The sequence below is a fragment of the Amycolatopsis pigmentata genome, from assembly GCF_042684065.1.
Lineage (GTDB): Bacteria > Actinomycetota > Actinomycetes > Mycobacteriales > Pseudonocardiaceae > Amycolatopsis_E > Amycolatopsis_E pigmentata.
This window is the reverse complement of record NZ_JBHUKR010000030.1, coordinates 1-24,857: the sequence shown is the minus strand read 5'-3', so window position 1 is coordinate 24,857 and position 24,857 is coordinate 1. Positions and strand designations below refer to the sequence as shown.

At 64.6% G+C, this 24,857-nt stretch carries 28 protein-coding genes and 1 pseudogene; 24 read left to right on the top strand and 5 right to left on the bottom strand.

Features of this window, described 5'->3' with window-relative positions; genetic code table 11:
* The first annotated feature begins 90 nt into the window (after positions 1 to 90).
* The 19 genes from ACFSXZ_RS40805 (at position 91) to ACFSXZ_RS40715 (ending at position 15,251) form a co-directional block, all read left to right on the top strand.
* Positions 91 to 1,983, top strand: a complete 1,893-nt coding sequence (locus tag ACFSXZ_RS40805; RefSeq protein WP_378271899.1) for a KAP family P-loop NTPase fold protein — start codon at positions 91 to 93, stop codon at positions 1,981 to 1,983.
* The gene (locus tag ACFSXZ_RS40800) at positions 1,983 to 2,762 is read left to right on the top strand and encodes a hypothetical protein (RefSeq protein WP_378271898.1); all 780 of its coding nucleotides are present in this window, start codon (positions 1,983 to 1,985) and stop codon (positions 2,760 to 2,762) included. Before ACFSXZ_RS40805 ends, ACFSXZ_RS40800 begins: the two co-directional genes overlap by 1 nt.
* Complete coding sequence (locus ACFSXZ_RS40795) at positions 2,762 to 4,057, top strand: hypothetical protein (RefSeq protein WP_378271896.1); 1,296 nt, start codon at positions 2,762 to 2,764, stop codon at positions 4,055 to 4,057. Before ACFSXZ_RS40800 ends, ACFSXZ_RS40795 begins: the two co-directional genes overlap by 1 nt.
* On the top strand, positions 4,054 to 4,821 hold the full coding sequence (locus tag ACFSXZ_RS40790; RefSeq protein WP_378271895.1) for a TatD family hydrolase: 768 nt from the start codon (positions 4,054 to 4,056) through the stop codon (positions 4,819 to 4,821). Before ACFSXZ_RS40795 ends, ACFSXZ_RS40790 begins: the two co-directional genes overlap by 4 nt.
* Positions 4,822 to 5,171: 350 nt before the next feature.
* On the top strand, positions 5,172 to 6,308 hold the full coding sequence (locus tag ACFSXZ_RS40785) for a DUF4365 domain-containing protein (RefSeq protein WP_378271893.1): 1,137 nt from the start codon (positions 5,172 to 5,174) through the stop codon (positions 6,306 to 6,308).
* A 1,370-nt stretch (positions 6,309 to 7,678) separates the two neighbouring features.
* A complete protein-coding gene (locus tag ACFSXZ_RS40780) occupies positions 7,679 to 7,948 on the top strand; it encodes a hypothetical protein (RefSeq protein WP_378271891.1) in 270 nt (89 codons plus the stop codon).
* Positions 7,949 to 8,240: 292 nt separating this feature from the next.
* Positions 8,241 to 9,371 carry a hypothetical protein gene (locus ACFSXZ_RS40775; RefSeq protein ID WP_378271890.1) on the top strand — a complete coding sequence of 377 codons (1,131 nt, stop codon included), beginning with the start codon at positions 8,241 to 8,243 and terminating at the stop codon, positions 9,369 to 9,371.
* Positions 9,359 to 10,111 (top strand): hypothetical protein, encoded by a 753-nt coding sequence (locus ACFSXZ_RS40770; RefSeq protein ID WP_378271889.1) that lies wholly within the window; start codon positions 9,359 to 9,361, stop codon positions 10,109 to 10,111. Before ACFSXZ_RS40775 ends, ACFSXZ_RS40770 begins: the two co-directional genes overlap by 13 nt.
* A gap of 6 nt (positions 10,112 to 10,117) precedes the next feature.
* Positions 10,118 to 10,270 (top strand): hypothetical protein, encoded by a 153-nt coding sequence (locus ACFSXZ_RS40765; protein WP_378271888.1) that lies wholly within the window; start codon positions 10,118 to 10,120, stop codon positions 10,268 to 10,270.
* A 119-nt stretch (positions 10,271 to 10,389) separates the two neighbouring features.
* Positions 10,390 to 10,641: a hypothetical protein gene (locus tag ACFSXZ_RS40760; RefSeq protein WP_378271887.1), complete on the top strand. Its 252-nt coding sequence runs from the start codon at positions 10,390 to 10,392 to the stop codon at positions 10,639 to 10,641.
* 91 nt (positions 10,642 to 10,732) lie between these two features.
* Positions 10,733 to 11,323, top strand: coding sequence for a hypothetical protein (locus ACFSXZ_RS40755; protein ID WP_378271885.1), 591 nt, complete (start codon positions 10,733 to 10,735; stop codon positions 11,321 to 11,323).
* Positions 11,324 to 11,533: 210 nt separating this feature from the next.
* Complete coding sequence (locus tag ACFSXZ_RS40750; protein ID WP_378271883.1) at positions 11,534 to 11,770, top strand: hypothetical protein; 237 nt, start codon at positions 11,534 to 11,536, stop codon at positions 11,768 to 11,770.
* Positions 11,771 to 11,804: 34 nt separating this feature from the next.
* On the top strand, positions 11,805 to 12,188 hold the full coding sequence (locus tag ACFSXZ_RS40745) for a hypothetical protein (protein ID WP_378271881.1): 384 nt from the start codon (positions 11,805 to 11,807) through the stop codon (positions 12,186 to 12,188).
* A 41-nt stretch (positions 12,189 to 12,229) separates the two neighbouring features.
* Positions 12,230 to 12,868 (top strand): hypothetical protein, encoded by a 639-nt coding sequence (locus ACFSXZ_RS40740; protein ID WP_378271880.1) that lies wholly within the window; start codon positions 12,230 to 12,232, stop codon positions 12,866 to 12,868.
* Positions 12,865 to 13,524, top strand: coding sequence for a hypothetical protein (locus tag ACFSXZ_RS40735; RefSeq protein ID WP_378271879.1), 660 nt, complete (start codon positions 12,865 to 12,867; stop codon positions 13,522 to 13,524). The genes ACFSXZ_RS40740 and ACFSXZ_RS40735 overlap by 4 nt, the downstream gene beginning before the upstream one ends.
* Before the next feature lie 33 nt (positions 13,525 to 13,557).
* Positions 13,558 to 13,731, top strand: a complete 174-nt coding sequence (locus ACFSXZ_RS40730) for a hypothetical protein (protein ID WP_378271878.1) — start codon at positions 13,558 to 13,560, stop codon at positions 13,729 to 13,731.
* Positions 13,724 to 14,251, top strand: coding sequence for a hypothetical protein (locus ACFSXZ_RS40725; RefSeq protein WP_378271877.1), 528 nt, complete (start codon positions 13,724 to 13,726; stop codon positions 14,249 to 14,251). Before ACFSXZ_RS40730 ends, ACFSXZ_RS40725 begins: the two co-directional genes overlap by 8 nt.
* A gap of 175 nt (positions 14,252 to 14,426) precedes the next feature.
* Positions 14,427 to 14,780 carry a hypothetical protein gene (locus tag ACFSXZ_RS40720; protein WP_378271875.1) on the top strand — a complete coding sequence of 118 codons (354 nt, stop codon included), beginning with the start codon at positions 14,427 to 14,429 and terminating at the stop codon, positions 14,778 to 14,780.
* Positions 14,781 to 15,017: 237 nt separating this feature from the next.
* A complete protein-coding gene (locus tag ACFSXZ_RS40715; protein ID WP_378271874.1) occupies positions 15,018 to 15,251 on the top strand; it encodes a hypothetical protein in 234 nt (77 codons plus the stop codon).
* Between the two features lie 604 nt (positions 15,252 to 15,855).
* Here the strand turns inward: ACFSXZ_RS40715 and ACFSXZ_RS40710 are convergent.
* Positions 15,856 to 17,110: pseudogene (locus ACFSXZ_RS40710) on the bottom strand (IS256 family transposase).
* A 295-nt stretch (positions 17,111 to 17,405) separates the two neighbouring features.
* Between ACFSXZ_RS40710 and ACFSXZ_RS40705 the strand changes: the two are divergent.
* Positions 17,406 to 17,609, top strand: coding sequence for a hypothetical protein (locus ACFSXZ_RS40705; RefSeq protein WP_378271873.1), 204 nt, complete (start codon positions 17,406 to 17,408; stop codon positions 17,607 to 17,609).
* Between the two features lie 747 nt (positions 17,610 to 18,356).
* Positions 18,357 to 18,797: an RICIN domain-containing protein gene (locus ACFSXZ_RS40700; protein ID WP_378271872.1), complete on the top strand. Its 441-nt coding sequence runs from the start codon at positions 18,357 to 18,359 to the stop codon at positions 18,795 to 18,797.
* Between the two features lie 161 nt (positions 18,798 to 18,958).
* Here ACFSXZ_RS40700 and ACFSXZ_RS40695 read toward each other — a convergent pair whose 3' ends face one another.
* Positions 18,959 to 19,123 (bottom strand): hypothetical protein, encoded by a 165-nt coding sequence (locus ACFSXZ_RS40695; protein WP_378271871.1) that lies wholly within the window; start codon positions 19,121 to 19,123, stop codon positions 18,959 to 18,961.
* A 12-nt stretch (positions 19,124 to 19,135) separates the two neighbouring features.
* Here ACFSXZ_RS40695 and ACFSXZ_RS40690 point away from each other — a divergent pair, with 12 nt between their 5' ends.
* A complete protein-coding gene (locus ACFSXZ_RS40690) occupies positions 19,136 to 19,372 on the top strand; it encodes a hypothetical protein (protein WP_378271869.1) in 237 nt (78 codons plus the stop codon).
* 232 nt (positions 19,373 to 19,604) lie between these two features.
* Positions 19,605 to 19,916, top strand: a complete 312-nt coding sequence (locus tag ACFSXZ_RS40685) for a hypothetical protein (protein WP_378271867.1) — start codon at positions 19,605 to 19,607, stop codon at positions 19,914 to 19,916.
* 872 nt (positions 19,917 to 20,788) lie between these two features.
* Here ACFSXZ_RS40685 and ACFSXZ_RS40680 read toward each other — a convergent pair.
* Positions 20,789 to 21,595 carry an IS4 family transposase gene (locus tag ACFSXZ_RS40680; RefSeq protein WP_378271865.1) on the bottom strand — a complete coding sequence of 269 codons (807 nt, stop codon included), beginning with the start codon at positions 21,593 to 21,595 and terminating at the stop codon, positions 20,789 to 20,791.
* A gap of 12 nt (positions 21,596 to 21,607) precedes the next feature.
* Complete coding sequence (locus tag ACFSXZ_RS40675) at positions 21,608 to 21,988, bottom strand: transposase domain-containing protein (RefSeq protein ID WP_378271864.1); 381 nt, start codon at positions 21,986 to 21,988, stop codon at positions 21,608 to 21,610.
* 122 nt (positions 21,989 to 22,110) lie between these two features.
* On the opposite strand from ACFSXZ_RS40675, the gene ACFSXZ_RS40670 reads away from it, so the two are divergent.
* Positions 22,111 to 23,424, top strand: a complete 1,314-nt coding sequence (locus ACFSXZ_RS40670; protein WP_449224306.1) for an IS256 family transposase — start codon at positions 22,111 to 22,113, stop codon at positions 23,422 to 23,424.
* Here the strand turns inward: ACFSXZ_RS40670 and ACFSXZ_RS40665 are convergent.
* Entirely contained in the window at positions 23,421 to 24,710 is a 1,290-nt protein-coding gene (locus ACFSXZ_RS40665; RefSeq protein ID WP_378271863.1) for an IS256 family transposase, read from the bottom strand. The two genes, ACFSXZ_RS40670 and ACFSXZ_RS40665, sit on opposite strands and share 4 nt — an antisense overlap.
* Positions 24,711 to 24,857: the final 147 nt, after the last annotated feature.

The following is a 24,857-nucleotide window of genomic DNA, read 5'->3' as shown; positions in this document are numbered from 1 at the left end:
AAACTGTAATGTATCAAGTAATCGAGAATCTTCTATGGAATATTCGGTCTTGTTCATCAGTTGTATTGTGCATTCAGCCGGGGCGGCGGTATGACCGCCCGTATCTCTGGCCTGTGGTCCGACGACCCGGCGAGTGTGGACCTGCTGTCCTTCGACGCGGTTGCTCAGACCGTCGCTGACGCGCTGCTCGATGACACGCTTGATCCGGTGGCGCTCGGCCTGTCCGGCAGTTGGGGCAGTGGCAAGACCACGGTGCTCAACCTTGTCGCCCAGGAACTCGACCACCGGAAGACGGCCGACCAGAAGGTTTTGGTCATCCAGACCGACCCTTGGCGCTACGACCCGTCAACCGGTGCCAAGGAAAGCCTCATCGCTGAGGTGTTGGATGCGCTTGCCGCCGAAGTCGCCAGCTCGGCCACAAAGACCGACAAAGCAAAGAACCTGTTGGTCCGCCTGGGTAAGCGGATCGACTGGGCCAAGGCCATCAAGCTGGCTGCCAAGTCATCGCTCTCCTTGCAGATTCCCGACTTCGACAAGCTCGTCGAGCTGGTGAAGCCCAAGGAGGACGACAAGGAGTCGGTTCGCGGCTTGGATGAATTCCGGGACGAGTTCGCCGAACTCCTCGGCTCTGACGATCTCAAGCACGTCCGGGCTGTCGCCGTTTTGGTGGACGACCTCGACCGCTGCCTGCCTGAGACGGTCGTGCAGAGCCTGGAGGCGATGCGTCTTTTCCTGGCCGTGCCGAAGATGTCGTTTGTGATCGCCGCTGACGAAGAGCGGGTGGCGGACGCCATCCGCACGCGATTCAAGGCCACGGGCCGACCCGACGAAAGCGACGACGAACAGCAGGATCCGGCCACGCTCTACCTGCACAAAATCGTACAGACCACCGTCCCGCTTCCGGCCCTGAGCCACTTCGACACTCAGGCCTACCTGCTGCTTCTCCAGATGCAGGCCGCGGCCAAGCCCAAGCAGCTCACCGCGCTCGTCGAGCGCTGCGCCCAGATCCGCCGAGACGGCGGCAGCATCGACGACATCGGCGAAATCGACGGGCTGGCCATGGACGACGAGTTGGCCTTCGCCCGCCGCCTGACGCCGTTGCTCTACGAGAAGTTGCGGGGCAACCCTCGCTACATCAAGCGCTTCCTCAACGACCTCCACGTCCGTCAGTCCGTGGCCTCGCGACGGGGTATCAGCCTCGATCCCGGCGTAGTCGCCAAGCTCATGGCTCTCGAAGCCCTCATGAAGGCCGAGTTCAAGCTATTGCTGGACTGGTTCGCCAAGGGCCAGATGCGGGACCACCTGGGGAGCTTGGAGGATGAGGCTGGCCGGCCCGCGCAAGTCGACACGGCTGTCGCCGAAGACCGGGCGGACTCAGATGGGGCAAGCGGAGCTGCATCGCGACCGCGGGGTGCTGCGTCCGCCACTCGCTCGCGGACGGTCACCCCAGCCACGTCAGGCCAGTTCTCGCAGGCCATGGTGCGCTGGGCCAGGTTGGCGCCGCCGCTGCGTGGGCTCGACCTATCGCCTTACCTGACCCTGGCGGCGAGCTTCGCCAGCATCACCTTGATCGACGACAGCTTGCCCGAACGGCTGCGCGACATCGCGGCCAACCTGCTTTCGGAATCGCGACGCGCGCAAGCATCGGTGACTGATGTCGAGCTGGATGGGCTGGGCGACGGCGACGCCACCGACCTGCTGCGGCACATCGGACGGACCATCCGTGACCAGCCCGCCAAACAGAAGGCTGGTGCCAATGCCATCCTGCGTATCGCCCGGCGACGGCCGGGCGTGGTGACGACGGCCCGAGATGCCCTCCTGATGTTGCCGCCCAACGAAATCACCATCGCGACACCGATACAGTTCAAGATCGACGACCCCGCAGCCATCCGGAGTGTCCTCACGACTTGGAAGGGAAAGCTGACGGACGGCCAGGTCAAGCGGTCCGTCGAAAGCGCGCTGGGGAACAGGGGAACCACCTGATGGGCACCAGCGGCGCCTACTCCGGCAGCGGCGGCAAGGACGGCAAGGCGGTTCGCGATACCGTCGGTCACTATCTGGATGGCCTGCCGAGTTCTGACGGGGCAGGCCCCGATGGCCAGCGGCCACCACTCGATCCGGCTGCGCTCCAGCGGATCATCAACCTCATCCGTCCCCGCGGACCAAGCGCCGGGCGCGGTGACGGTCCCAGCGGCGGAGGTAGCGGGGCGTCTGGTGGCGGGACCGGTTCACGTGGTGGCGGCCCGCAACGCTCGGCCGTCGGCTCTGCTCGCACGGCAGGACGCGCGGCCGCAGCGGCATACGCGTACAGCACCGGTGACGCGGCGACCCTGCAACGTCTGGGCCTGGACTACAACGAACTACGCAGCCTCGGGGACGACATCGAAGTGGCGCGCCGCATCGTTGACATGGCCTGCAGCACGTCGGACAGCAGCATCGAAGACCACGAACAGCGGTTCGTGGCCGCCGAGGTTGCCGAGTGGGTGATGGAGCAGGAACGGGACGGATACCGGCTGACTCCGGACGAGATGGTCCGTCAGACCATCGCCGTCATCATCGCCGAGACGCTGCTCGTCGAGACTGGCGATCTGGTCAACAGGCATGACATGGCCGATGTCGCCGAGAGCGACATTCGCGATGCCGCAGAAGCGATTGCCGCTCAGGCCGACCTGTCCGTGGATGGTGCCACCGAGGATGAGATCAGCCGAGCTGTCGAGGCTGGTCTCGAACGAATCCGCGACATCGTGGGAGGTGGCAACTGATGCCGCGCTTCACATTGCGCTTGGCCGCAGCCGAGGAGGTTCCGGCGGACGAGGCTGCCTCGTCCTTCTACTGGTTGAGTGACCAACGTTCATCCTTCACACCTGGCATCAGCCCCGACCTGGAGCAGCTTGGTCCGGTCCTGCCGCTCAACGTCGATGTGGTCCGGATCGCCCTGACGGTGCTCGCGGCCGATCGGTCGGTGCTTCGACGCGGCGGCGGGTCCGACTGGAATCAGCGCCAGATCGACCTCGAGATCCCGGTATCCGATGCGGCCACCTGGAACGGTGTCGCCGAGGAGCTGGCGCGGACACTTGGTTTCCTCAGCGGCGACCGGTGGGGCTTGGCGTTCACGCAGCAGGAGCCCGCCTCGAAGGCGGTAGCGCCGGTTGAGGAAGCGACCGCGCCCAGGCGCGTCGTCCTGGTGAGCGGTGGTGCCGACTCGGCGGTCGGCGGCCTGTACTCCCGCTCGTTGCTTGAGGCCGGTGAGCGCCACGTGCTGCTCTCACACTTCACCAACACAATGCTCGCGCCCATCCAGCGCCATATCGCAGCTGAGATCGAACAGCTGGTTCCCGGCCCCAGCCAGGAGCATGTGGTGGTGCACCTGGGACGCCGCAGCGAGCGGATAGATGGCACGCCGTACCCGAACGAGCCGACCACGCGGTCACGGTCTTTCCTATTCCTGGCGCTTGGGCTTGCGGTGGCCTCGGTTCATCAGGTGCCGCTGTGGATACCGGAGAACGGCTTCGCATCGATCAACCCGCCGCTCGGCCCGGAACGCCTCGGCAGCCTGTCGACGCGTACCACACATCCGAAGTTTCTGCGGGACCTGACGGACGTGCTTACTAAGGCTGGCGCCCACGCCGTCATCAAGAACCCCTTCGCACGCACCACGAAAGGCGAGATGTACCAACAGGTTGTGGATCTTGTTGGCCTGGCAGAGGCGTCCGCCTACCTGAGCGCTACTCATTCGTGCGCGCTGAGCGGGCAGTGGACGCGGGGCATTTCGAGCGAGCGGCCCTGTGGCGTGTGCTTCGGGTGTGTCCTGAGGCGCGCCTCTTTCACAGCATCGGGCGTGCGCGACGCCACCGACTACATCGCGCCGAGCGCTGACCCTTACGTGCAGAAATGGCTGGACTCCAAGTCGGTCGAGCAGCAGGTTCGCAACTTCATCCGACGGGGCGTGCGGATGAGGGATCTCGCGACGCTGAGCTTGCCGACCGACTACCCGCTGCGGGATGCGTACGACCTCTGCCAGCGCGGGGCTCAAGAGTTACGGAGCCTCTACCCATGAGACGCCTGCCATCGATCGACATGCATGCCCACATCGAACCGGACATCTCGCCCGGCGATCTGCTGGACCTGGGCGCGCTCGTGTTTGCAGCAACACGTTCGCTGGACGAGGCCGAGCAGGCGCTCAAGCGCTCCGACTCGTGGACAGTCTGGGGCGTGGGCTGCCACCCCGGCCTTGCCGGCGTCCAGAAGGCCTTCGACGCAGACCGCTTCGCGAAACTCATCGCCAGCACGCCGTACGTCAGCGAGGTTGGCCTCGACGGCAAGTCCCGCGTTCCGATGCACAGGCAGAATGAAACCCTGGACGCCATTCTGACGACGCTCGAATCGACACCGCGCATCACGAGTATTCACAGCTACGCGGCAACCAGTACCGTCTTGGAGTGCCTGGCGGTCCGTCCAATCCGCGGCGTCGTGCTTCACTGGTGGCTCGGTGACCAAAAGCAGACCGACCGTGCGGTCGAACTCGGCTGCTTCTTCTCGGTCAACGCCTCGATGCTGCGGCGACCCGATCTGTTGGCACGCCTGCCGCTGGATCGGGTATTCCCCGAGACCGACCATCCCTTCGGTGACAAGTCGAGCGGGCGTGGGCGCCGACCGGGCAATGTCGAGAACGTTGAGCGAGCCCTTGCCCAGGTTCATGAGCTTAACCAGCAGGGAGTCCGTCAGCAGACCTGGCGCAACCTCGCGGAGCTGGTGCGCACCACAAAGTCCGGGGCATTGCTGCCCCGATCGGTGCGGGTAGCGCTTGCGGCGTCGGTGTAGCGCACTCGGTACGCCTCCTTGCGAGGAGAAATGACCCTTCTTGGCAAGCGATTCGGGAACAGGGCACAGATCGCCCGAGATCGACATGCCGCGCGCACCGAGACCCTGCAGCCGCGCAGGTTCTCACGGCTGAGCCGAATCTCACGGGCGATGTCGTGCGGATCTTGTATACGACAGAATCGCTGCGGCTGCGCGCCGAAGCAGCCGCTCAGCACCTCCGGAAGCGCGCGCAATCCGGCATGAGAGTGCCGTCATGCTAGAGCGGACTACTCGTTGACCTCCCGAGCGGCGACCGCGGAGGCTGGGGCGAGCCGACCGAGCACGTCCCGGCAAGGCGAGGGAGCGTCCATATGGCTCGCTGGGATGATGAGCGCATGATGCGTCGGGAGCCGTCGGCCAAGTCGGCGAGCGTCGGTGTGACTCGTACGAGGCTGGCCGTCGAAGAGGAACTCGGCTGGCTTTTCCGTGAGCAGCCGACAGAGGACTTCGGCATCGACGCTCATATGGAGGTGGTCGACGGCGAGATCGTCAAGGGAAAGCTACTCGCTCTGCAGATCAAGAGCGGGAGGAGCTTTTTTCAGGAGAAGGGGCCGGATGGCTGGTGGTTTCGGCCGCATGATGACCACGTGCGTTACTGGACGAATCACTCACTACCGGTGGTGCTCGTCATGTATCGCCCGGAGACGGGCCAATGCTACTGGCAACTCATCAATGACCGTACGCTCGTCGAGACTTCGACCGGCGGATGGAAGGTGCTGGTGCCCGAGCGGCAGGTCTTGAATGAAGGTGCCCGGGGACCGCTACGTGTAGCCGCCGGCGACTGTCGCGACGTAGCGGGCGCCCAGGCGCGACGCTCCACCGGCGTGAGCGGCGGAGGTGAGGGCAACTGGTATCGCCTGCGCATGCCAGAGAACGTGCGTACGCAGGTGATTTCCACGATCTACCGCACGGCTGACGAGGTGGGGTGGGACCGGCTGGCTGCTCACGACAGGACGAAACTTCTGACGGAGTGGGTCGACGACCCGGTGGTGGGTGGTGTTCTATCACCGTACTTCCCTGATTATGGTATTCGAGTCTGGCTGAAGGACGCGCCGCTAAAAGAGTATTCCCGCGCCAAGGAGGGGCTCGGCCCCTATGCGCGATACGTGACAAAGCGGTACCAGACACCTGACGAGATCGTGCTCGCGGTGTGCGGAAATGGATGGTCCGTTGAGTCCGGGACTTTGGATTTCGGACCGCGCCGCTGTTCGGCGACGAATGGACGCGTCAGACGGCACGTGTTCTGGGGCGAGGTTTCCGAGTTCAAGAACCTTCTGTACGCGGCGCTCGACGCGGCCAGGGAGGACTTCCTTAATCCTATCGTGGTTCTCCTGCATCGCGAGAACCAGTCCGTGGAACACGATGATGATCGCCGTGCCGCCATTGCCGGCCGGGCCGGGGCAGAACTGAAGTACCTGGCGCGCGCCGAGACGTCAATTTCTGAGTAGGTCTCCGGAGGGCGCTGCCTGGTCGGGTAACGTCATAAGCTCTTGCATCGGTTCGGCGAGACAGACCAACCTTGATTAGTCAGTCCTCAGCCGGGCAGGTGGGGGACGGAATGCCGAAGGTCAAATTCAGTTGAGGAACCTCTAGTTCGGAGAAACTCACCTACTTGGCGCGTTGCTGGCCGACGGTCCTCGCGAATTACCGATTAGATCGGTATACCCTGATGGACCCAATTGATCCTGGTCAAAGCGGCCCCAAGTGCTACCGATGCTGCGGCCGACTCGGTTGCCGGCAAGAATTTGAACAGTCGACCTGCGGGTCGGCATGGCGTTTTGATTTTTCGGTGGTTGGGTTTGGTGGGACTGTTTCGCTGGGTTGGTCGGGGCTTCGCGGTCGTGCACGCTTTGGTGACCGCGCTCGTGATGGGCGCTTTTCGGTCGGTGTCGTGGGTTATCCCCTGGGCGCCACTCCGTCGCTGGTCGTCTTTAGAGCTGTTCGTGTGGTAACTGGCCAACGTGTCGGATTTTGAACCGTTATGCCCGATTGTCAACGAGGTCTTACGGGCGGAGCGACAACCGCAAAAAATACCTTGACAGCGACTAGGATTAACTGTAACGTAGTTGATGTGAGGGCGACACGGGGTCCAACTCCCCGGTTGTGCCTGACAACTTCACAGCGAGAAACCTTGAGCATGTGATTCTGGCACTCCGTGAGCGAACGCGAACGGTGTCAGTCGCTGCTGGCTGGACCCTGTCTGGTCATGTCGGGCGATGCTCAGCTTTGCCGAGCGACCCGGATGGATACACGATATATGGTTGACAGTGACAAGGTTTTCTCGCATACTTGAACTACCGGCCGCCGGAGAAAACAGATCTCCGGCCCCCGGGATCCACGTAGACACAGGCGTGGTGATCACGTCTTGACGTGGCTAGCGCACCAGGGCGCGTTGCTTGCGCCGGGAGATCCACCTTCCGGAATGCCGCGACGTCGTTCGGGACGTAGGCCAGCGAGTCAGGACGGCAAATGGTCCACGGGTAGCGCGGAGCACCCATGCCGTGAGGCAGTACCGAAGATCACTGCGTAAATCAGCGGGCACGACCGTGTGGATAACGGCCGAAGGCTTCAAATAGCACCGTACCGGGCCTGATACCTGGGCGAGCGGAGCGAAAGCGAACGCGATGACCCTAGCGAAATACGCGGCGACCGCGCATAGGCGGCGCAGTAGACAACGAACCGGGGCGGACTGCACCGACTGAGTGAGAGTCAGTCATCCCGATGACGGTTAGGCGCGGTGCATCAATTGGCCGCGCCTAGCCGTGTTTCGGCTACCTGTGTTCATTGCTCCCAACCAGACATCACGGAAAGGGAAGCTATGGTTCTCTACCAGATCACCGGGCGCCGGATCAATGACCGGCCGGACGCGGATGGTTGGTACTCCAGCGGAATCGACCTGCCTACGTTCTTTGTGGACGCGGTGAGCGCGACGGATGCCGCTGCCATCGGCCACGACGTGGCGGGACATGGAGTCACGACCATTACGCGCACGATTGTGCAGGTCTACCGGGCAACGGAGGACACAGAAGAGTTCGACGTCAGCACTCGACGGTGGACGAACGACCGGGACGCGCCAGACACGCGGTAAGTCCGTCGGCGCCGGGCCCGCAACTGATCGCAGCCCGATGTGCGCTGCGATCACGCGGGCAGGAATGTCACGGGACAGTGAGGCAGTGCCGCTTGGTGTCCCCGAAAGCCACGCCGAAAATTCGGTCGGCCTAATCGCGCATGGTGACGTGCGGTAACCCGTGCGTCGGCCATGGCCGTTAGGCCAGCGGGTGCTGAACGCGTTTCGCGTTGAGCACGCGTTTAGGGCGAACCCCGGACAGGGACCGTAATTCCCTGCCGGGGTTCTTGACATATCAGAAGGTAGCTCTGTTATGCCCACCAGCATTATAGACCTGGTCGCGTGCGCCGACTGCGGCGACCAGGTGTCCGATGCGGTACTGACCGACGATGACCGGGAGATCTGCGCGGACTGCACCGATGTCTACTGCCAGTGCGCCCGATGCGACCGGTACGCCACCGACGTCCGTGAGACCGTCGAGGGAGACGATGTCTGCGACGACTGCGCGCTCCGATACTACAACGAGTGCGATGACTGCTGCATCCTGACCAGCGGTCGTTACACCACCGGCGCCGGTGACCGGATCTGTGGAAACTGCGCCGAGTCGTACTGGTCCTGCGAGCGCTGCGACGACTTGATCAACAGCGGCGACTACTGCTCCTACTGCGAAGATCGTTTCGACAGTGAGCTGTCCGCTGGTGGCCTGGTCCATGACTACGGCTACAAGCCCCGGCCGACGTTCCACGGGAACGGGCCGCTGTTTCTCGGCCTCGAACTGGAGATCAGCACACCACACGGCTACCTCGACGACTGCGCGGAACTCGCGTCTGATCGTCTTGGACGGCTGGGTTATCTGAAGCAGGACTGCTCGCTCAACGACGACACGGGTTATGGCTTCGAGATGGTGAGCCACCCGATGTCGTACCAGTGGGCGATCGACCAGTACCCGTGGGAGCTGCTGTCCGCTCTGCGGCGAAACGGGTGCAGCGGTACCGGAAACGGGTTGCACGTCCACATCAGCCGTGATGCGTTCGACTCGGCCAATCACACCTACCGGTGGATGAAGTTCCTTTACCGCAACGCAAGCAAAGTAACCAGGATGGCACGCCGCGTCTCCGACACGTGGGCAGCGTTCGACGACTACGACCGGAAAATCGCCAAGGACCTCGCCAAGGGCCGCAAGGGATACCGGCACCGTGCGATCAACACCGTGAACGACGACACCCTGGAACTGCGGGTGTTCGCAAGCAGTCTTGAACCCCAGCAGGTTCAGGCCGCGCTTGGCCTGGCGGCCGCCTCGGTCGAGTACACCCAGCAGTTGACGGTTGCCGCCATCGCCCAGCGCAACGGGTGGGACTGGTCGGCGTTCGTGACATGGCTGCAGGCGCGCCCCGAGTACGGCCCGCTCGCGCGAGAGTTGGAGGACCGAGGATGTGCCTGCTGACCTTCTATCCTGAGGGCATTCTGCTCGAGACCGGCGCGCTCATGAACGGCGCCGAGTTCAACAACGACGGCCACGGCTTCGCCATCGTCACCCAACACCACATCATCGTGTGGCACTGCATGGACGCACGTCTCGCGGTCGACACCTTCGCCCGGACACGCACGAAATATCCGGACGGCCCCGCCATATTCCACAGCCGATTCGGCACACACGGCAGCGTCGGCCTGCGCAACTGTCACCCGTTCCGCGTGGGCGGCGACGCGCGGACAGTGCTCGCACACAACGGTATCCTGCCCTCCAGTGTGCAGCCTGCAAAAGGTGACACACGGTGTGACACCCGTATCGCCGCCGAGGATTTCCTTCCCGGATCGCCCTTCGGGTCACTCGGTTCACGCCGAAACCGCGAACGCCTCGCCCGCTGGCTCGGTCCAAGCAACAAGCTCGTGGTGCTCACCATCGATCCGCGATACCGCCGGAACGCCTACATCCTCAACGAGGAATCCGGCATCTGGGATGGCGGAGTCTGGTACTCCAACAGTGACTACCGGGAACCCTTTATCGACTCGCTGGACGATTACTGGTGCTTCGAGTGCCACACGTTCGAGGTCGACCCCGTGACAGGCATGTGCACCGAGTGCGGCGCGTGCCGTGATTGTGGTGAACGCCCTGGGCACTGCTTCTGCTACCAACCCGCCAAATTCCCCGCTCCAGACGAGCAAGACTTCCTTCCATCGAGGTGACATAACATGCGCTATTCGACTGCCGACAAAATCGACACGATACTCGTGGTTGCCGTCGTCCTATGCCGCATATTTCAAATGGGACTCGCCTTCTGGCTGTGCTACCGCCTGGGCTCGGAGGTGCGCGAGCTGCTGGACGCGCTCGAACGCTGCCGCTGACGCAACCGACATCCGGGCCGACCGGTCGACATAGCTGCTGACGCACGTGACGGGATCGCTGTAGAGCGGTCCCGTCACGCGCGCCCGTGGCGGCCCGGACCGACTGTGAGGAGAAAGGCATGACCGAGGTCAAGATCACCCGACTCACGGAGATGAACGTCAGCGCTCTGCGGGAGACGCTCACGGCCGAAGACCTGGAGTTCGTCACGCTCGGGGCGACGGTCGCCACGTTCCACACCACGCCCGAAGAGGCCCTACGGGTGGTCGGCGACGCGCAGACCCGAGCAGGCGCCGAGCGTGGCACCCGGGGGCACCCGTACCAGTCGCTTCACGCGGTTATCCGGAAGCTGACCGCCGCGCAGGACGGCTGATGCTGGGCGCGCGGTGAGGGACCGGTCTCACTGGCCGGTCCCCTTTCTCGTGCGTGCGAACCGACCAGGCGAAGAGAGAGGGTTGAGTGGCATGTCAGACATCAAGGCCAAGGCGCACGGGATCACGAAAGCCTTGGGGGAGGGGTGGACGGTCGGCACGAGCCCGCGTGGCTCCGACGGCGCGTACCTCAACGGACCGGACGGCGAGAGAGTTCACGTTGTCCTGAACGGATACCGGACTCAGCACAAGGGCCGTTTGTGGATCTCAGCGTCCTATGAAGAGTTCCGGAAGATCTCTACCCGGTGGGCACCGGAGCATGGCATCACGGTTACGCCGGCCAAGACCGGGGACCAGATCGCACAGGACATCCAGCGTCGGCTCCTGCCGGGTTACCGGGAGACACTCGCCGAGCTGCGCGAGCAGCTGGCCAGGTGGGAAGCGTCCGAGGCACGAGAGCGGGCCGGAATAGCGAGGCTTCGCGCGATCCTGCCCGACACGCAAGTGTTCGAGTATCAGAGCGCGGTCGACTTCGCCCGGCTCGGCGACGCCGTACGTGGCGACTTCCGGGTGCTGAGCAACACGGTCGAGTTCAAGATCGAGGTCAGCTCGGAGTACGCACATGAAATCGCCGAACTGATCGCCTCGATTTACGTGCGCAGCAAGAAAGTGCGAAAGGGGTGAACTATGGGCTCGTGCGGAATTATTGTCTACCGGCGGTTTTGGCGGAACGGGCGTCGCTGTATTCACGACCGGGCGTTGCCCGATAGGTAACGGCACTGGCAGCTACTACCCGAACGACTGGGGGCCAGCCTGCCCGTGCGGCCATTACTACGACGACGCCCCACAAGAATGGTGCGATCGCGACCGAATCTGACGATATGGGGTGATGACGTGAACGAAGATCAAGTGTTTGCCTATGCGCTGGGCGCGGTGGACGGTGACAAGCTCGCCCGGTGGGTGGATCGGCGCCGGTTGTCCGACCGGTTCGACATCCCCGATTATGTCCCGCACTTCTCCGACGTCAAAACCGAGCTGGATGCAAACCAATTGGGTTTCTGGACGATGCTCGCCCACCGTGTCGGCGGGTTCGCCAGCGAACTCGCCCGGCAACGGGAGGAAACGAGGTGACCTGTACCAAGGTCAACCTGAAAGCGAGAACGCCATGAGTACCACTGGCCATGTTAAGGCACAGCGTGGCGACCTGGCCGTGATCGTGAGCCAGGTCCACGACTTCATTATCGGCCAACCCCTGAGGACCCGCACAGAGGTGGATGTCTGCGAGGTCACCAACATCACTCGCGACGGTCACGTGAAAGCCGTGATCAAGGCAACCTGGGGCATGCGGGTCGAGATCAAACGCTGGGTTCATCGGCACACGATCTACATCGTGCCGAAAAATGAGATCGATGTTTCTGCGGCGATGAAGGCTTCTGCGGAGAACCCGTGGCCGTCCGGCCATGCGGGCATGCCGTACCGCTCTCTCGGCGACGCCCGCGAAGCACTCCGGCCGTTTCGCCGCCCTGCAAGCGGCGAATCAACAGCGTGACCGCTCTCACCAAACGAAACCCGACACGAGGGAAAACGGCAATGGACATACCGAAATTCGTGGCAGCGATGGCCGAATCGCTCGACGGATTGTGGACGATCGAGCTCGGCCACCATGGTCACCGCGACCGCTACCTCATCGGCCCGGACGGCGAACGGGTTCACGTGTGGTATTCCGACCGGGAGAAGACACCACGGCTCAGGCTGTCGGCGAGCCTGCCACACGAGCTCTGGGACCTCCGCTACCGGCACGGAAACCCGGTCCCGAACCACGAAATCTCCGTCTCACCGGCCAAGACGCCGGAACGAGTAGCGGCCGAGACAGCCAGGCGGCTGCTTCCTGGCTACCGAGCCACCCTCGCCGAAACCCGCGCGCTGCACCAACGACTCCACGACCAGGCCGCCGCGCGGGACCGGCTGGCGCACCACATCGCGGAATCGCTCGGCGCGGCAGTCGAGCATCTCCGGTCCAGCGCGACCGGCGCGGACCCCCAGCACGCGATCGTGCGCTACTCGGGTCCGCTCGCCGGCACCGCCACCGTGCCCCGCAACGGTGGCCGCGTGGCCTTCGCCTTCTCGGTCGAGGCAGAAGACGCTGCCCAGGTCGCCGCGTTCCTCGCCACCTTCCCCAACCCGGCATCCAAAACTGTGCCCAATCCAGAAAGGACCCGCGAAACATGAGCAAAGGCAGCCTCAGCGACGAATGCGGCACCCCGGGCTGCGACAACATCGGCATGGGCATCTCCATTGCCGTGTCGCGCCCCAGCATCTACCGGTGCAGCGCCTGCCTGGACTGCATCAACGCCCTCGCCCCGGCGTGGACCCGCGGAATGACCGACGAGGACGCCTACGAGCGCCGTAACCGCGCGATCGGCAGGATGGACGCGGAAACCCTGCACCGTGAGGCAGCGCCGATCCTCGCGCGAATCACCACCGCCCGCGACGCCTACGCGACACTGGCCGACCTCATCGGAGCCACCGTCGCGCGCGACGCCGTGACCGCGATCGTGAACGCCGGGGACCGCGTCATTGATGTCACGGTCACCAACTGGTGGGCCGCCTACCGCTGGCCGGAGCACCACCGCGCCACAGCACCCGAACCGCAGCCTTTCACCTTCACACAGGCGTGGCCCGTCACCATCAAGGGACTCGGGATCGGCACCGTCCAGCGCACCATGGACGGGCTCAACGAGCGCTACATCGCCCGGGACCTGACCGGCGGCAGCATCCGCCCCGACGGTCCCGCCCCTGAAGAACCCACCTACGACACCCCGCACCAGGCCGCACGCGCACTCGCAGCGTGGGCCGCTCGCATGGGATGGGATCAGGACCGCTGACCCGACCGTAATGGTCATTGTCCGGCTCGCCGCATGCCGCGCTCGATCCCACACACGACCGACGCGCCACAGGCCGGGCGGGACCGCGTGCGCTGGTTGCCGAGCCGCGACCCGGGCCCCGCTGAGCAGCCCGTTCCGTACGTGGCGCTCGACCTGATCCCGGCGCCGCACGACAACCCAGCGAAAAAGGAGGAGCGTCATGACTGACTTCGTTGTTCCCCCCATTCCGGTGTGGCTCAGCCATCTGCCGACCCTCGGCGGCCTTGTTGTCCCTTGGATCACGCCCCGCACCGCCGACGGCCGGTACCTCTTCGGCTCGGTGGATCAAGATCGGATGGCACAGGCACTGAAACGCCGATGGTGCGGAGTATGCGGCCAACCGTTGGGCAGCCGGTTCGTGCTGATGATGCGGCTGTCCGATCTGCCTCGGCAGTGCACCAACGAGCCAGCCCTACATCCGCAATGTTCGGCCTACACCACCAGCGCATGCCCGATGATCGGCGGACGTCTCGACCGCTACCGGACCTCCCGGCCACGACTGGACCACACCATGCTGCCATCGCCAGACGCGACCAAACGGCAAGGCGCCAGCGCCGAACCCTGGTTCGCAGTATGGCTGGCCACCTACCGGGTCATCACCGACCACGGCAACCTCGCGGCGTCCTACACAGACACCAGGCCACTCCGAATCCGGCCCATCACCTGGCGGCTGCCCGGACTCCTCTAAACGGCAACGCATCCACTGCTCGGCACCCACCCACCGACACAGCCGCGCCTTCACCGCAGTTCAGACCGCCAACGAACCCAGACGGCGGGCCCGGGGCGTTGCCCTGAATGGACGCGCCTGAATGTGCGGGCCCTCTATTGGGAGTACTGAATCAATGATAGGAAAGGAAACTTCGATGGACCACGTACAGAAAGCCGCCGCACGCGAATACCCGCGCGACCTGATCAAACTGTCCGATGTGGACCTCTGGCGTGCTCTCACACTGTGTGAACTGGCGATGTACGGCGACGACGATATTCCCGAGCCACCCTACGATGACGAGGGCAATGCTTGCATAGCCGAGATCGGCCGTCGCTGGGGCCCCGAGGCACTGGAACGGGTGGCGACCGTGATAACGGGCGGGAAGTTCAGCCCGGACGACGAGTTGCGATGGCTGGACAGGAACCCCGACTCATTCATGCGCCTGGTGCGCGGAGAAACGACGCCCGACGACCTCTTCAAAAAGTGGTACGGAAAGAACGAGGACTGAACCAAGCCGACCGGTAGCTCCCGGTCTTCCATGCCAGTTCGGGCATTCACCCCCCGAATCGGCAGCGTAAAGGTGGGCAGTCTGCTGGAGCGAGACGGAACTCCGCGCCGCTCGGGCGGCGGTATGCCGGTGAAATCCGGTCTCCGTGCGGCATGAGGTCACCTCGTGCTGCACGGAGACCGTTTCGGCCAGCAACCGGCCCGACGCCAACCAGCGAAAGAGATACCAATGTTCGGTATGAACGAGCAATTCAAACCCGTCTTCCTCTACGTCGACGGTGACGGCGAGCCCGTCTACGGACGTATCGACCGGGGACGTAAGTCGTGGTGCCCCACCTGCGGTCAGGATGCCCACTCGTGGCGCGGCTGGAACGACGAAACCGGCTGGATCTCTGACCATGCCGCCCCGGACTTCTCGGAGTGCGGCGACACCTATGGGGTGTTCCAGGACGAGATACCCGGGGAGAGGTGACTATCTGCAATGGCCGGTGATTCGACAGTGGACACGACCGTTCCTCCTGTGACGAAGATGGTTTGACGTCGTCAAGGCAATGTCCCACGTTCATCGAGATGCAGGAGAGGCATGCTGAAAGGATGGCCCTGTTCGTGCCTGAATCAAACGGCTGAGCGACAGGCCGAGGAGCCGACGGTAGATGCCTGCCGAAAGATGGCTGCATCGTTCACCGTGCACCCCTCGGCGGCAGGGTCGGCGTGACCACCGACCACGCCGACGACCGCAATCGCGGTCGGCCCGACTGAGTGATTAGCCGACCTCGAGTAGATCGGCCCGGACGGAAGCGCGCGGGTTCGCCAATTCTCGAGGCTGCTGACAGCGAGCCTGCGTGTCGACATGCCTGAGCAAGCGCATCGACGCGTCGGTTCTCCACGGATGCGGCCATCTCGCCGGGCTTTGTGTCGGAGCACGAGGAACATCAGCGCTACCCAGACGCCATCGACCGGGCGCGCCGGTTTTCGCAGCCGCACAGACCGGTTCCTGAAATGTCTGCGCCTCCCGGTAACGGGGTCACGTCCGGCGGGGTGGTGTAAGGGCGGCCCCGCGTGATCCATTGTGGACTTTAGGCGGTTATGGTGTCGGTTGCCATGATTTCTTTGGTTTTGGGGTTGATGTCGTCGCTGGTGACGAGGTGCATTCGGCTGCGGGCCAGTAGTTCGGGGCCGATGTAGCGGTGGCCTTCGGCCCATTCGTCGGTTTGCTCGGCCAGCACCGCGCCGACCAAGCGGATGATGGCGGCCCGGTTGGGGAAGATGCCGACGACGTCGGTGCGGCGGCGGATCTCTTTGTTCAAGCGTTCTTGGGGGTTGTTGGACCAGATCTGTTTCCACAGCTCACGGGGGAACGCGGTGAACGCCAGCAGGTCGGCTCTGGCGTGGTCGAGGTGGTCGGCCGCGTCGGGGAGTTTGCCGGTCAGGGAGTCGACGACCTTGCCGAACTGCTCGGCCACGGCGGGGGCGTCGGCCTGGTCGAAGATGGTGCGCACCAGTGTCGCGACCCCGGGCTGGGCGGTCTTGGGGACCTTGGTGAGCAGGTTGCGCAGGTAGTGGGTGCGGCAACGCTGCCAGGACGCGCCGGGCAGCGCGGAGGCGATCGCGGCCGTGAGGCCGGTGTGCGCGTCGCTGGTGACCAGAGACACCCCGGTCAGACCGCGGGCGACAAGACCCGCGCAGGAACGCCAGCCACCCGGCACCGTCCTCCTCGGAGGCGACGTCGAGGCCGAGGACTTCGCGGTGGCCGTCGTTGTTCACCCCGGTGGCGATCAGGGCATGCACGTTGACGATCCGCCCGTTCTCACGGACTTTCATCGTCAGGGCATCCATCGCGACAAACGTGTACGGGCCGGCGTCCAACGGACGTTCCCGGAACGCCTTGACCTGCGAGTCCAGGTGTGCGGCCATCTCCGACACCTGCGACTTGGACAGGCTCTTGACCCCGAGCTGGTCGGCCAGCTTTTCCACCCGCCGGGTCGACACACCCAGCAGGTAGCTGGTGGCCACCACCGTGACCAGGGCCTGCTCAGCGCGGCGGCGATGCTGGAGCAGCCAGTCGGGGAAGTAGCTGCCCGACCGTAGTTTCGGGATCGCCAGCTCCATCGTGCCCACCCGGGTATCCCAGTCACGGGTGCGGTAGCCGTTACGGGAGTTCACCCGGTCCGGGCTGCGGGTGCCGTATTCGGCACCACAACGCTGGTCGGCCTCGGCGGACATCATCGCCTCGGCGAACGTCTTGACCATATTCCGGAGCAGATCCGGACTGGCAGCGGCGAGTTGCTCACCCAGCCAACCGGTCGGATCGATACCCTCAGGTGCGGCCATCGTGTCTCCTTCGATCTCGAACTAGCCAACTCGAAGGATCACGCGGTGGCCGTCCTTTATGGAGACGCCACGCCGCTAACCAGCGGAAACGCCATACGCCACCTCAACGGACGCAACCGGTAACGGTTGGGGTTCCTATGGCGGCATGGGCCTTGTCGTGCGTCGTGCGTGGGTGGAGGGAAGGATGGCCGCATGCGGTCAGTGATGAACCCGGGGACCCGTGCCCGTTGCCGCTTCCTCCGGGTGGGATCGACGTCCGCACCGAGCATCGGGATGGGGCCGTGGTGCTGGCGTCATGTTCATTGGGATCGGCGGGGAGGACGGTGCTGGTCGCAGCGCACCGTGGGGCGGGCGAGGTCGCAGTACGGGTGGTCGCGGCCCGGGCCCGTTCGCCGGACGTACTGTGCACCTGGCCAGCCTGGATCAGGTTCTGTCGATCTTTCCCGCGCTCACCCAGGCCGCCGCTGACCGGGAGGACCCGGTCGCCGCGCATGGGTGATGCCGGGGCGGGCGGAGTGGTCCGCAGGCTGACGAGGGTGGTTTGTTGCGCGCAACGCGTTCCCCGGGATCTGGCGTGGTGCTGAACTGGCCTGCATGGCCACTGTCAGGCGGGCGGCGACTGCAACGCCACTGACTGCTTCTCGTCATGGCGCCTGACCCGCGTCAGTCGTCCGGGCTCCCGGTCGGGGGCCCGTCCGCCCGGTCACCGCTTGCTGCCACGTCCAGGCCAAACGCGTGGGCAAACTGCGTGCGCAAACGCCCAACAGCAGCCTGCATACTCGCCGCCACCTCGTGCGGCTCCAGTTCGTCCGACGAGCACGAAGGCGGCGTGCTAGGAGATAAGGGACGCTTCACGATGCCGTGGCTACCCAGCCCATCGTCCGTCCAAACGCGCGGTCAGGTGCCACCCTTGGCGCGGATCGAGTGAGGCTTTCGCTGGGGACGCGCTTGGTTTGTCGTGTGTTCGCGCTCGTAGGCGTCGGGGGTTTCACCAGCGCGCCATCGGGCAGCGAGGGCGTTGGCGTCCACCCATGGGTGTCGCCCACACTTCGATCCGGTGACTTTAAGGATATATCTAGGCACTGAAAGTTACGATTTTTCGTGCCTGCCCGAGGTTCGGGATGGCGGAAGAAAGGAACCTTTCGTGAAACGAAGAGTCGCGACTTGCCAGCGCCCTTTAGCTGCTCGCCTTGCGGTGGTAGCCGCATGCGCAGTGGCCCTGGGGACAGCGGGCACCACCGCCGCGATGGCTGACACCAGCGGCGCCGACGTTCGGGCCGCAGCACAACACGTCTTCAACCCGCACTCCGGTCTGTGCCTGAACGTCAAGAGCTACAGCACCAGCCCGGGTGCCCCCACCGAGATCTGGAACTGCAACAGCAATCCTGCGGAACGATGGGAGTACCGGAGCAACGGCAACCTGTACAACCCGCACTCTGGGCAGTGCCTGAACGTCAAGAGCTACAGCACCAGCCCGGGTGCCCGCACCGAGATCTGGCCGTGCAACGGCAACCCCGCGATGGTGTGGCACTGGCGCAACGACGAGACGCTGTACAACCCGCACTCCGGCCTGTGCCTCAACGTCAAGAGCTACAGCACCAGCCCCAGCGCCCCCACCGAGCTGTGGTATTGCAACGGCGCACCCGCGGAACGCTGGAAGCCATTCACCCCGCCCACCGCGGCCTAAAGTACCCGGTCAGTGGCACCGGCGGGTACGGACCCGGAGAAGCCAGGCCTCTGGGCCGTCCCCGCCGGCTCGCCAAGGGTTGCACCACAGCGCTCTGGTCCCAGGAAGCGGTTCCTCCGCGTCTGGGTGGGGCCCGCCGGGGGCAGGCAGGCCACCGGCGGTCAGCGTGGGCCGGTTGATCGGCGCTCGGGGTGGGCAGCGTAGACGTAGCGCATGGCGGTCGCGACGGTAATGCCGAAGACGCGCACGAGGCGGACCGGGTCGGTGGTGGCCCTGGCTTCGTCAAGGATGCGGTCCTGCCGCAGTTGGGTCACGTGAATGCCCACAGTTTAAAGATCGTGACGATCACCAGCGGAGACACTGGTCATGATGGCGGTTTGCCGGGTCAGCAGCAGGTGCGGGGCCGCGGGCATCTGCGGAACGGGAGGATGCCCCAGCAGCCACAATCCACGCAGCTGCGCGGGGGCCTCCCGCGGCGACGGACGGCGCGGCCGCGGCTTCGGCCGGACGGTCTTGGGCAGAACCTCGCGCCGGTGCGCGCCGAGCACTCCGACGCGGCGCAGCACCTCCGCTGACCACCGAACACAGGCGGCAGAGGTTCTCCCGGTTGCAGTGACCGCGACGTCGGCACAACCGTTGATCCGGATACCCTTTCCGCCACGGCGCGCACGCGCCGCACCGGTCAGCCACGTCCAGCGGGCCCCAGCCCAGGCGGCCCCCGCATTGCCGTGGGGGATTCGGTCATCGTGTCGGTAGTGGGCGAAGCCGGGTCGAGCTGGACGTCGGCCGGAAGGTAGGAAGGAAGCCATGAACGAGCAGCCGGCAGCCGACGACGATCTTATGCTCGCCCTCGGCCACAAACTCGCCAAGACCGCCCTCGACACTCTGATGAGCTCCCTGGGCGAGAACCTGCTCGGCGCCGCCGAAGTCAAAGGCATGCTCGAAGAGAAGCGCGGTAACGAAATCAGTCGGCAACGTGTGGATCAGATCACCCGCGCCAAGGGCTTTCCGCAGCCAGTTGTCCGGCTGGCCATGGGACCCGTCTGGTGGAAGCCGGATGTCGCGCAGTACATCGACGCTGAACGTCGTCCAGGCCGTCCAAGGAAAGGCGTGGCGTGACACGGAACCTCCGCAGGTGCCGTCCACCGCAACGGCAGGCGGCGGCCTACGCCTTCAGAAGGTTTGACAGAGATAATTCTGAACGTCTGATCACGTAGCGTCACTGGGTGAGCGCGCTCGTCACATCTGTGCGCGGTTTCTGGCGCCACGGCATCGCCAGGTGAGCGCCGACCTTGCTCCCGAACGCGATGGTTCGTGATCGAGAGAACCGGCTCCTTGCGAACGTGAACTGCCCAAGCTGGCCACCTTTGCCACTCTCCGCAGTTCATGCTAACGACGACTACAACGCCGTGCGCGGGATGCAGACCTATGGTGATCATGGTCAGTGGCCCCGGCCTCCCGGACCACCAGCTCAACCCGCCTAGCATACGGCGTGGCCCAGCGCCTCCGCAGCCGAATGGTTCGACAAGGAGTCCGTTGATGGATGACCTTCGCGCCACCACGCTCCTTCGCACGTAACCCGCCGGCTGGTTCGCGGAACCGACCACTTGGCGGGGACGTTGCAGCGCACGACCGGTGCGCTGCAGGCAGTGTCAGGTGCTGTTGTCGCCGGAACTGCGGCCGGCGTTGCGGGGGCATCTGGCGGCCAACCCGACTTTTGCTGCTGCCACGAGTCCGAACCGAACTTCGGCCTAGCGTCAATGCCGGTCACTTAGGGTGTTTTGGCTGGTTGCGGGTGTCGTTCGGGTTTGGAGGGTGGGGTGATCATGATTGCGTCGTGGGGCGGGCGGCTGTGGCGGTGGCGCTGTTGATGCTGGGGTCGTTTGACGCCGAAGTTGCTCATCTTCCGTTTGATCACGCGGGGGTAGCTGCGGTCGCGTCGTGGTGGGTTGGTCTCGGCGGCGACTTCGGCGAGGAGGATCCGGTAGTGATCATCTTGATGGGAGAGGGGGAAAAGAGCCCGGTACCCAGATTCTGGATCGGATGATACGGACGGTGTTTTTGTGCGAGATCCTGTCGGGGTCGACATCCGCATGGTGGGCGGCGTCGGTCATGATGGCCATGGTCGCGTAGTGCACGGCCAGGTGTGCCCAGAATTCCTGGCGGACGCCGTCCGGGGATTTGGACCGGAAGATCTTGGCGTCGTTGAGCTGGACGCTTTTGATCTGCTTGAAAAAGCCTTCGATGTCCCACCGTTCGTGGTAGAGGACCGCGAGTTCTTTCGCGGGCGCTCGTGCGGGATCGGTGATGGTGGTGACGAGCCGGTACAGCTCGTCTTTGCCGTCGGGAACGTCACGCAGCTTGTATTCGACGACACGCAACCGGAAGGAGGCCATGCCGCATTTGTACGGAGGGATCACCTCGGCGAGGTAGGAGCCGTCTGGAAAGTGTTCGACCGGCCGCAGGGTCAGGTTCGCGTTCACTCGCCACAGCAGGTCAGCCCCAGTGTCGACAGCACGGCGCCAGCGGTGGAACGAATAGAAGTACCGATCGGCCAGCACCAGCATCCCCGGCTTGAGCGCGGCGAACATTTCCTCGGCCAGCATCGATTCCGACGCAGCGTAGGCATCCAGTCGCGCGTCGAACACCGCGTGGGTACCCAACTCGATCAGACAGGCGGTCTGCACCTGAGGATAGGCCGCCCGCTTTTCGCCCCGCCCCGACCCCGGACGCCCGAATTCGTGATCATTTTCGTCCGAGTCAGGCACCGTGAACGTGGTGCCATCGAACGCGGTCAACCGCCAATCCCGCTACCACGCACCCAGCGTTTCCTCGCGCGCCACCGGCTGGATCACCGCCCGGACGATGGTTTCCACCGGCTCGGCCCCCAGCCGGCGGCGCGCGTTCACAATCGCACCATTCGTCGGCACCCGGCCATCGTCGGCCAAGCGCCCGAACGCGCCGAGCAAAATCTTCAACGCCGACCGATACGACTCCTGGGGAAACAAACACAGCACCAGCAGGAAATAGAACACCAAACGGGTGGGCAAAGCCCGGGTCCGCTGCTCACGGCGCCAATACTGATCGATCACCCGATCCACCAACTCGATCGGAAACGCCCGGGTCAACACCCCGATCGCCGCACGCTCCGCCAGCCCACCACCGCGTCCCACCGCCGGTTCAAGATCCACAAACCCGCAGCCTACCGCCCCTCACGCAGCCTAAGTGACCGGCATTGGGGGGACTGTTCCAAGATCGGTGTTTCCGGCCCGACACGCCGGGCCGAGGTCCGGCGGGATGGGCACTGTGAGTGATGACATCGGACCTTGTGAGTCCACGTAAGAGTGAGAAGCCGGCGCGGGAGCTGTCGCCGGAGCAGGCGGCCGCGGCGGCGATGGTGGCCGAGGCCAAGGCTCGGGGGCTGGCGTTGACCGGGCCGGACGGGCTGTTGAAGCTGTTCACCCGCAACGTGCTGGAAACCGCGTTGAACGAGGAGATGACCGAGCACCTCGGCCACGAGAAGAACCAGGCCGAGCCGGACCGGGAATCGACGAACGTGCGCAACGGCACCCGGCCGAAAACGGTGATCTCGGATGCTGTTGGTGAGCTCGAGATCAACGTTCCCCGGGACCGGGAGAGCACGTTCGAGCCCCAGATCGTGAAAAAGCGGCAACGCCGGCTCACGGATGTGGACGAGATCGTGCTGTCGCTGTACGCCAAGGGCATGACAACCGGGGAAATCTCCGCGCATTTCGCCGAGATCTACGGTGCTTCGGTGTCGAAGGAGACGATTTCGCGGATCACCGACAAGGTCATCGCGGAGATGAACGAATGGGCCAACCGGCCGCTGGATCCGGTGTATGTCGCGGTGTTCATCGACGCGATCCACGTCAAGGTCCGCGACGGCCAGGTGTCCAACCGGCCGGTCTATGCCGCCATCGGCGTGACCGTGGACGGCGGCAAGGACGTCCTGGGCCTGTGGATGGGCACCGGTGGCGAGGGCGCGAAGTTCTGGATGAGCGTCCTGATCGACCTGAAAAACCGCGGTGTCCGGGACGTCTTCTTCCTCGTCTGCGACGGCCTGAAAGGACTCCCGGATGTGGTCGCGAACGTGTGGCCGCAAACCACCGTTCAAACCTGCATTGTTCATTTGATCAGGAACACGTTCCGGCTCGCGTCCCGCCGCGACTGGGATGCGGTGAAACGGGATATCAAACCCATCTACACCGCACCCAGCCCCGACGCCGCACTCGCCGCACTCGACGAACTGGAGGAGAAATGGGGTAAGAAATACGGGGCGATCATCCGGCTGTGGCGCACCGCTTGGGCGGAGTTCGTCCCGTTCCTCGACTATGACGTCGAGATCCGCAGGATGATCTGTTCCACGAACGCGATCGAATCCCTCAACGCCCGCTACCGGCGGGCCATCCGCGCCCGGGGACATTTCCCAACCGAACAGGCGGCGATGAAATGCCTGTACCTTGTAACCCGTAGCCTGGACCCCACCGGCACAGGCCGCACCCGATGGACGATGCGCTGGAAACCCGTGATCAACGCCTTCGCCATCACCTTCGGTGACCGCTGGCCGGGGAGTAATTGTCAAGATCTGTGGATGAAGATCTTTTAGGCGGCGGTGGGTGGGGCGTGTTCGTCGGGTCGTTCGACGAGTTTGCCGTTTTCGAAGCGGGCGCCGGCACGGACGAGGGCGACCAGGTGGGGTGCGTTCACGGCGCGCCAGCGGGCCTGGGCTGATTCGATGAGTTTGAATGCCATCGCGAGCCCGGCCGCGCGTGATCCTGGGCCTTTGGTGACCTTCGTGCGGTGTCGCACGGTGGCGAAGGTGGACTCGATGGGGTTGGTGGTGCGCAGATGGATCCAGTGTTCGGCCGGGTAGTCGTAGAACGCCAGAAGCTCGTCGATGTCGTCGGTGATCTTGGCTGTGGCTTTGGGGAACTTGGCGCCATAGGTGGCGTCGAAGGCTTTCACCGCGTCAAGAGCGCGACGTTTATCCTCGGCGTTCCAGATCTCGGCCAGGGCCTTCTTCGCCCCGGGATGCGCGGACTTCGGTAAGGCGGCGAGGACGTTGGCGATTTTGTGGAACCAGCAGCGCTGCTCCCGTGTTTCCGGGAACACCTCCCGCAGAGCGCCCCAGAACCCGAGCGCCCCGTCCCCGGCCGCCAGCACGGGGGCACGCATCCCACGGCGGCGGCAATCCCGTAGCAGATCGGCCCAGGACTCGGTCGATTCGCGGTAACCGTCGGCCAGCGCGACGAGCTCCTTACGTCCGTCAGCGCGCACGCCGATCATCACCAGCAGACACAGTTTCGCCTCCTCCAGGCGGATGTTGACGTGGATCCCGTCCGCCCATAGATACACATAGTCCACATCGGACAGCTCACGCTCGGCGAAGGCGCGCTGCTCGGCCTTCCACTGCTCGGTCAGCTTCGTGATCACCGGCCCTGACAGGCCCTTGGCCGAGCCGAGGAACTGGCCCAGCGCGGGCACGAAATCCCCGCTGGAAAGCCCGTGCAGATACAGCAGCGGCAGCACCTCGGTGATCTGCGGGGTCTTACGCGCCCAGGGCGGCAGGATCGCCGAGGAGAACCGCTGCCGCTGGCCCGTGGCCGGGTCGACGCGCTTGTCGTTGACCCGCGGTGCCCTCACCTCGACCGCACCCGCCGAGGTGAGCACCTCCCGTGGCTGATGGGAGCCGTTACGCACCACCAGGCGGTGCCCGCGCTCGTCACGCTCGCCGGCGAACCGGGCGATGTAGGCATCCACCTCGGCCTGCAACGCCTCCGCCAGCATCCGCCGCGCACCCTCACGCACGATCTCATCGATCAACGACGACCCGGACGAGCCGACAGCACGGCCATCATCACCAGCGGCAGGATCAGGGACTACGGTGAGCATCGGGTCGTACCTTCCCGGCCGACGTTGGCGCGTCGGCCTGTGCTTGCAACCTGAACAGGGTCACCGGGAAGGTACGCCCCTTCCCAGCCCATCCACAGGTCTCAAGCATTGCCTGCGCCACGAGGTGCAGTGTCGTATCGCCCGCGT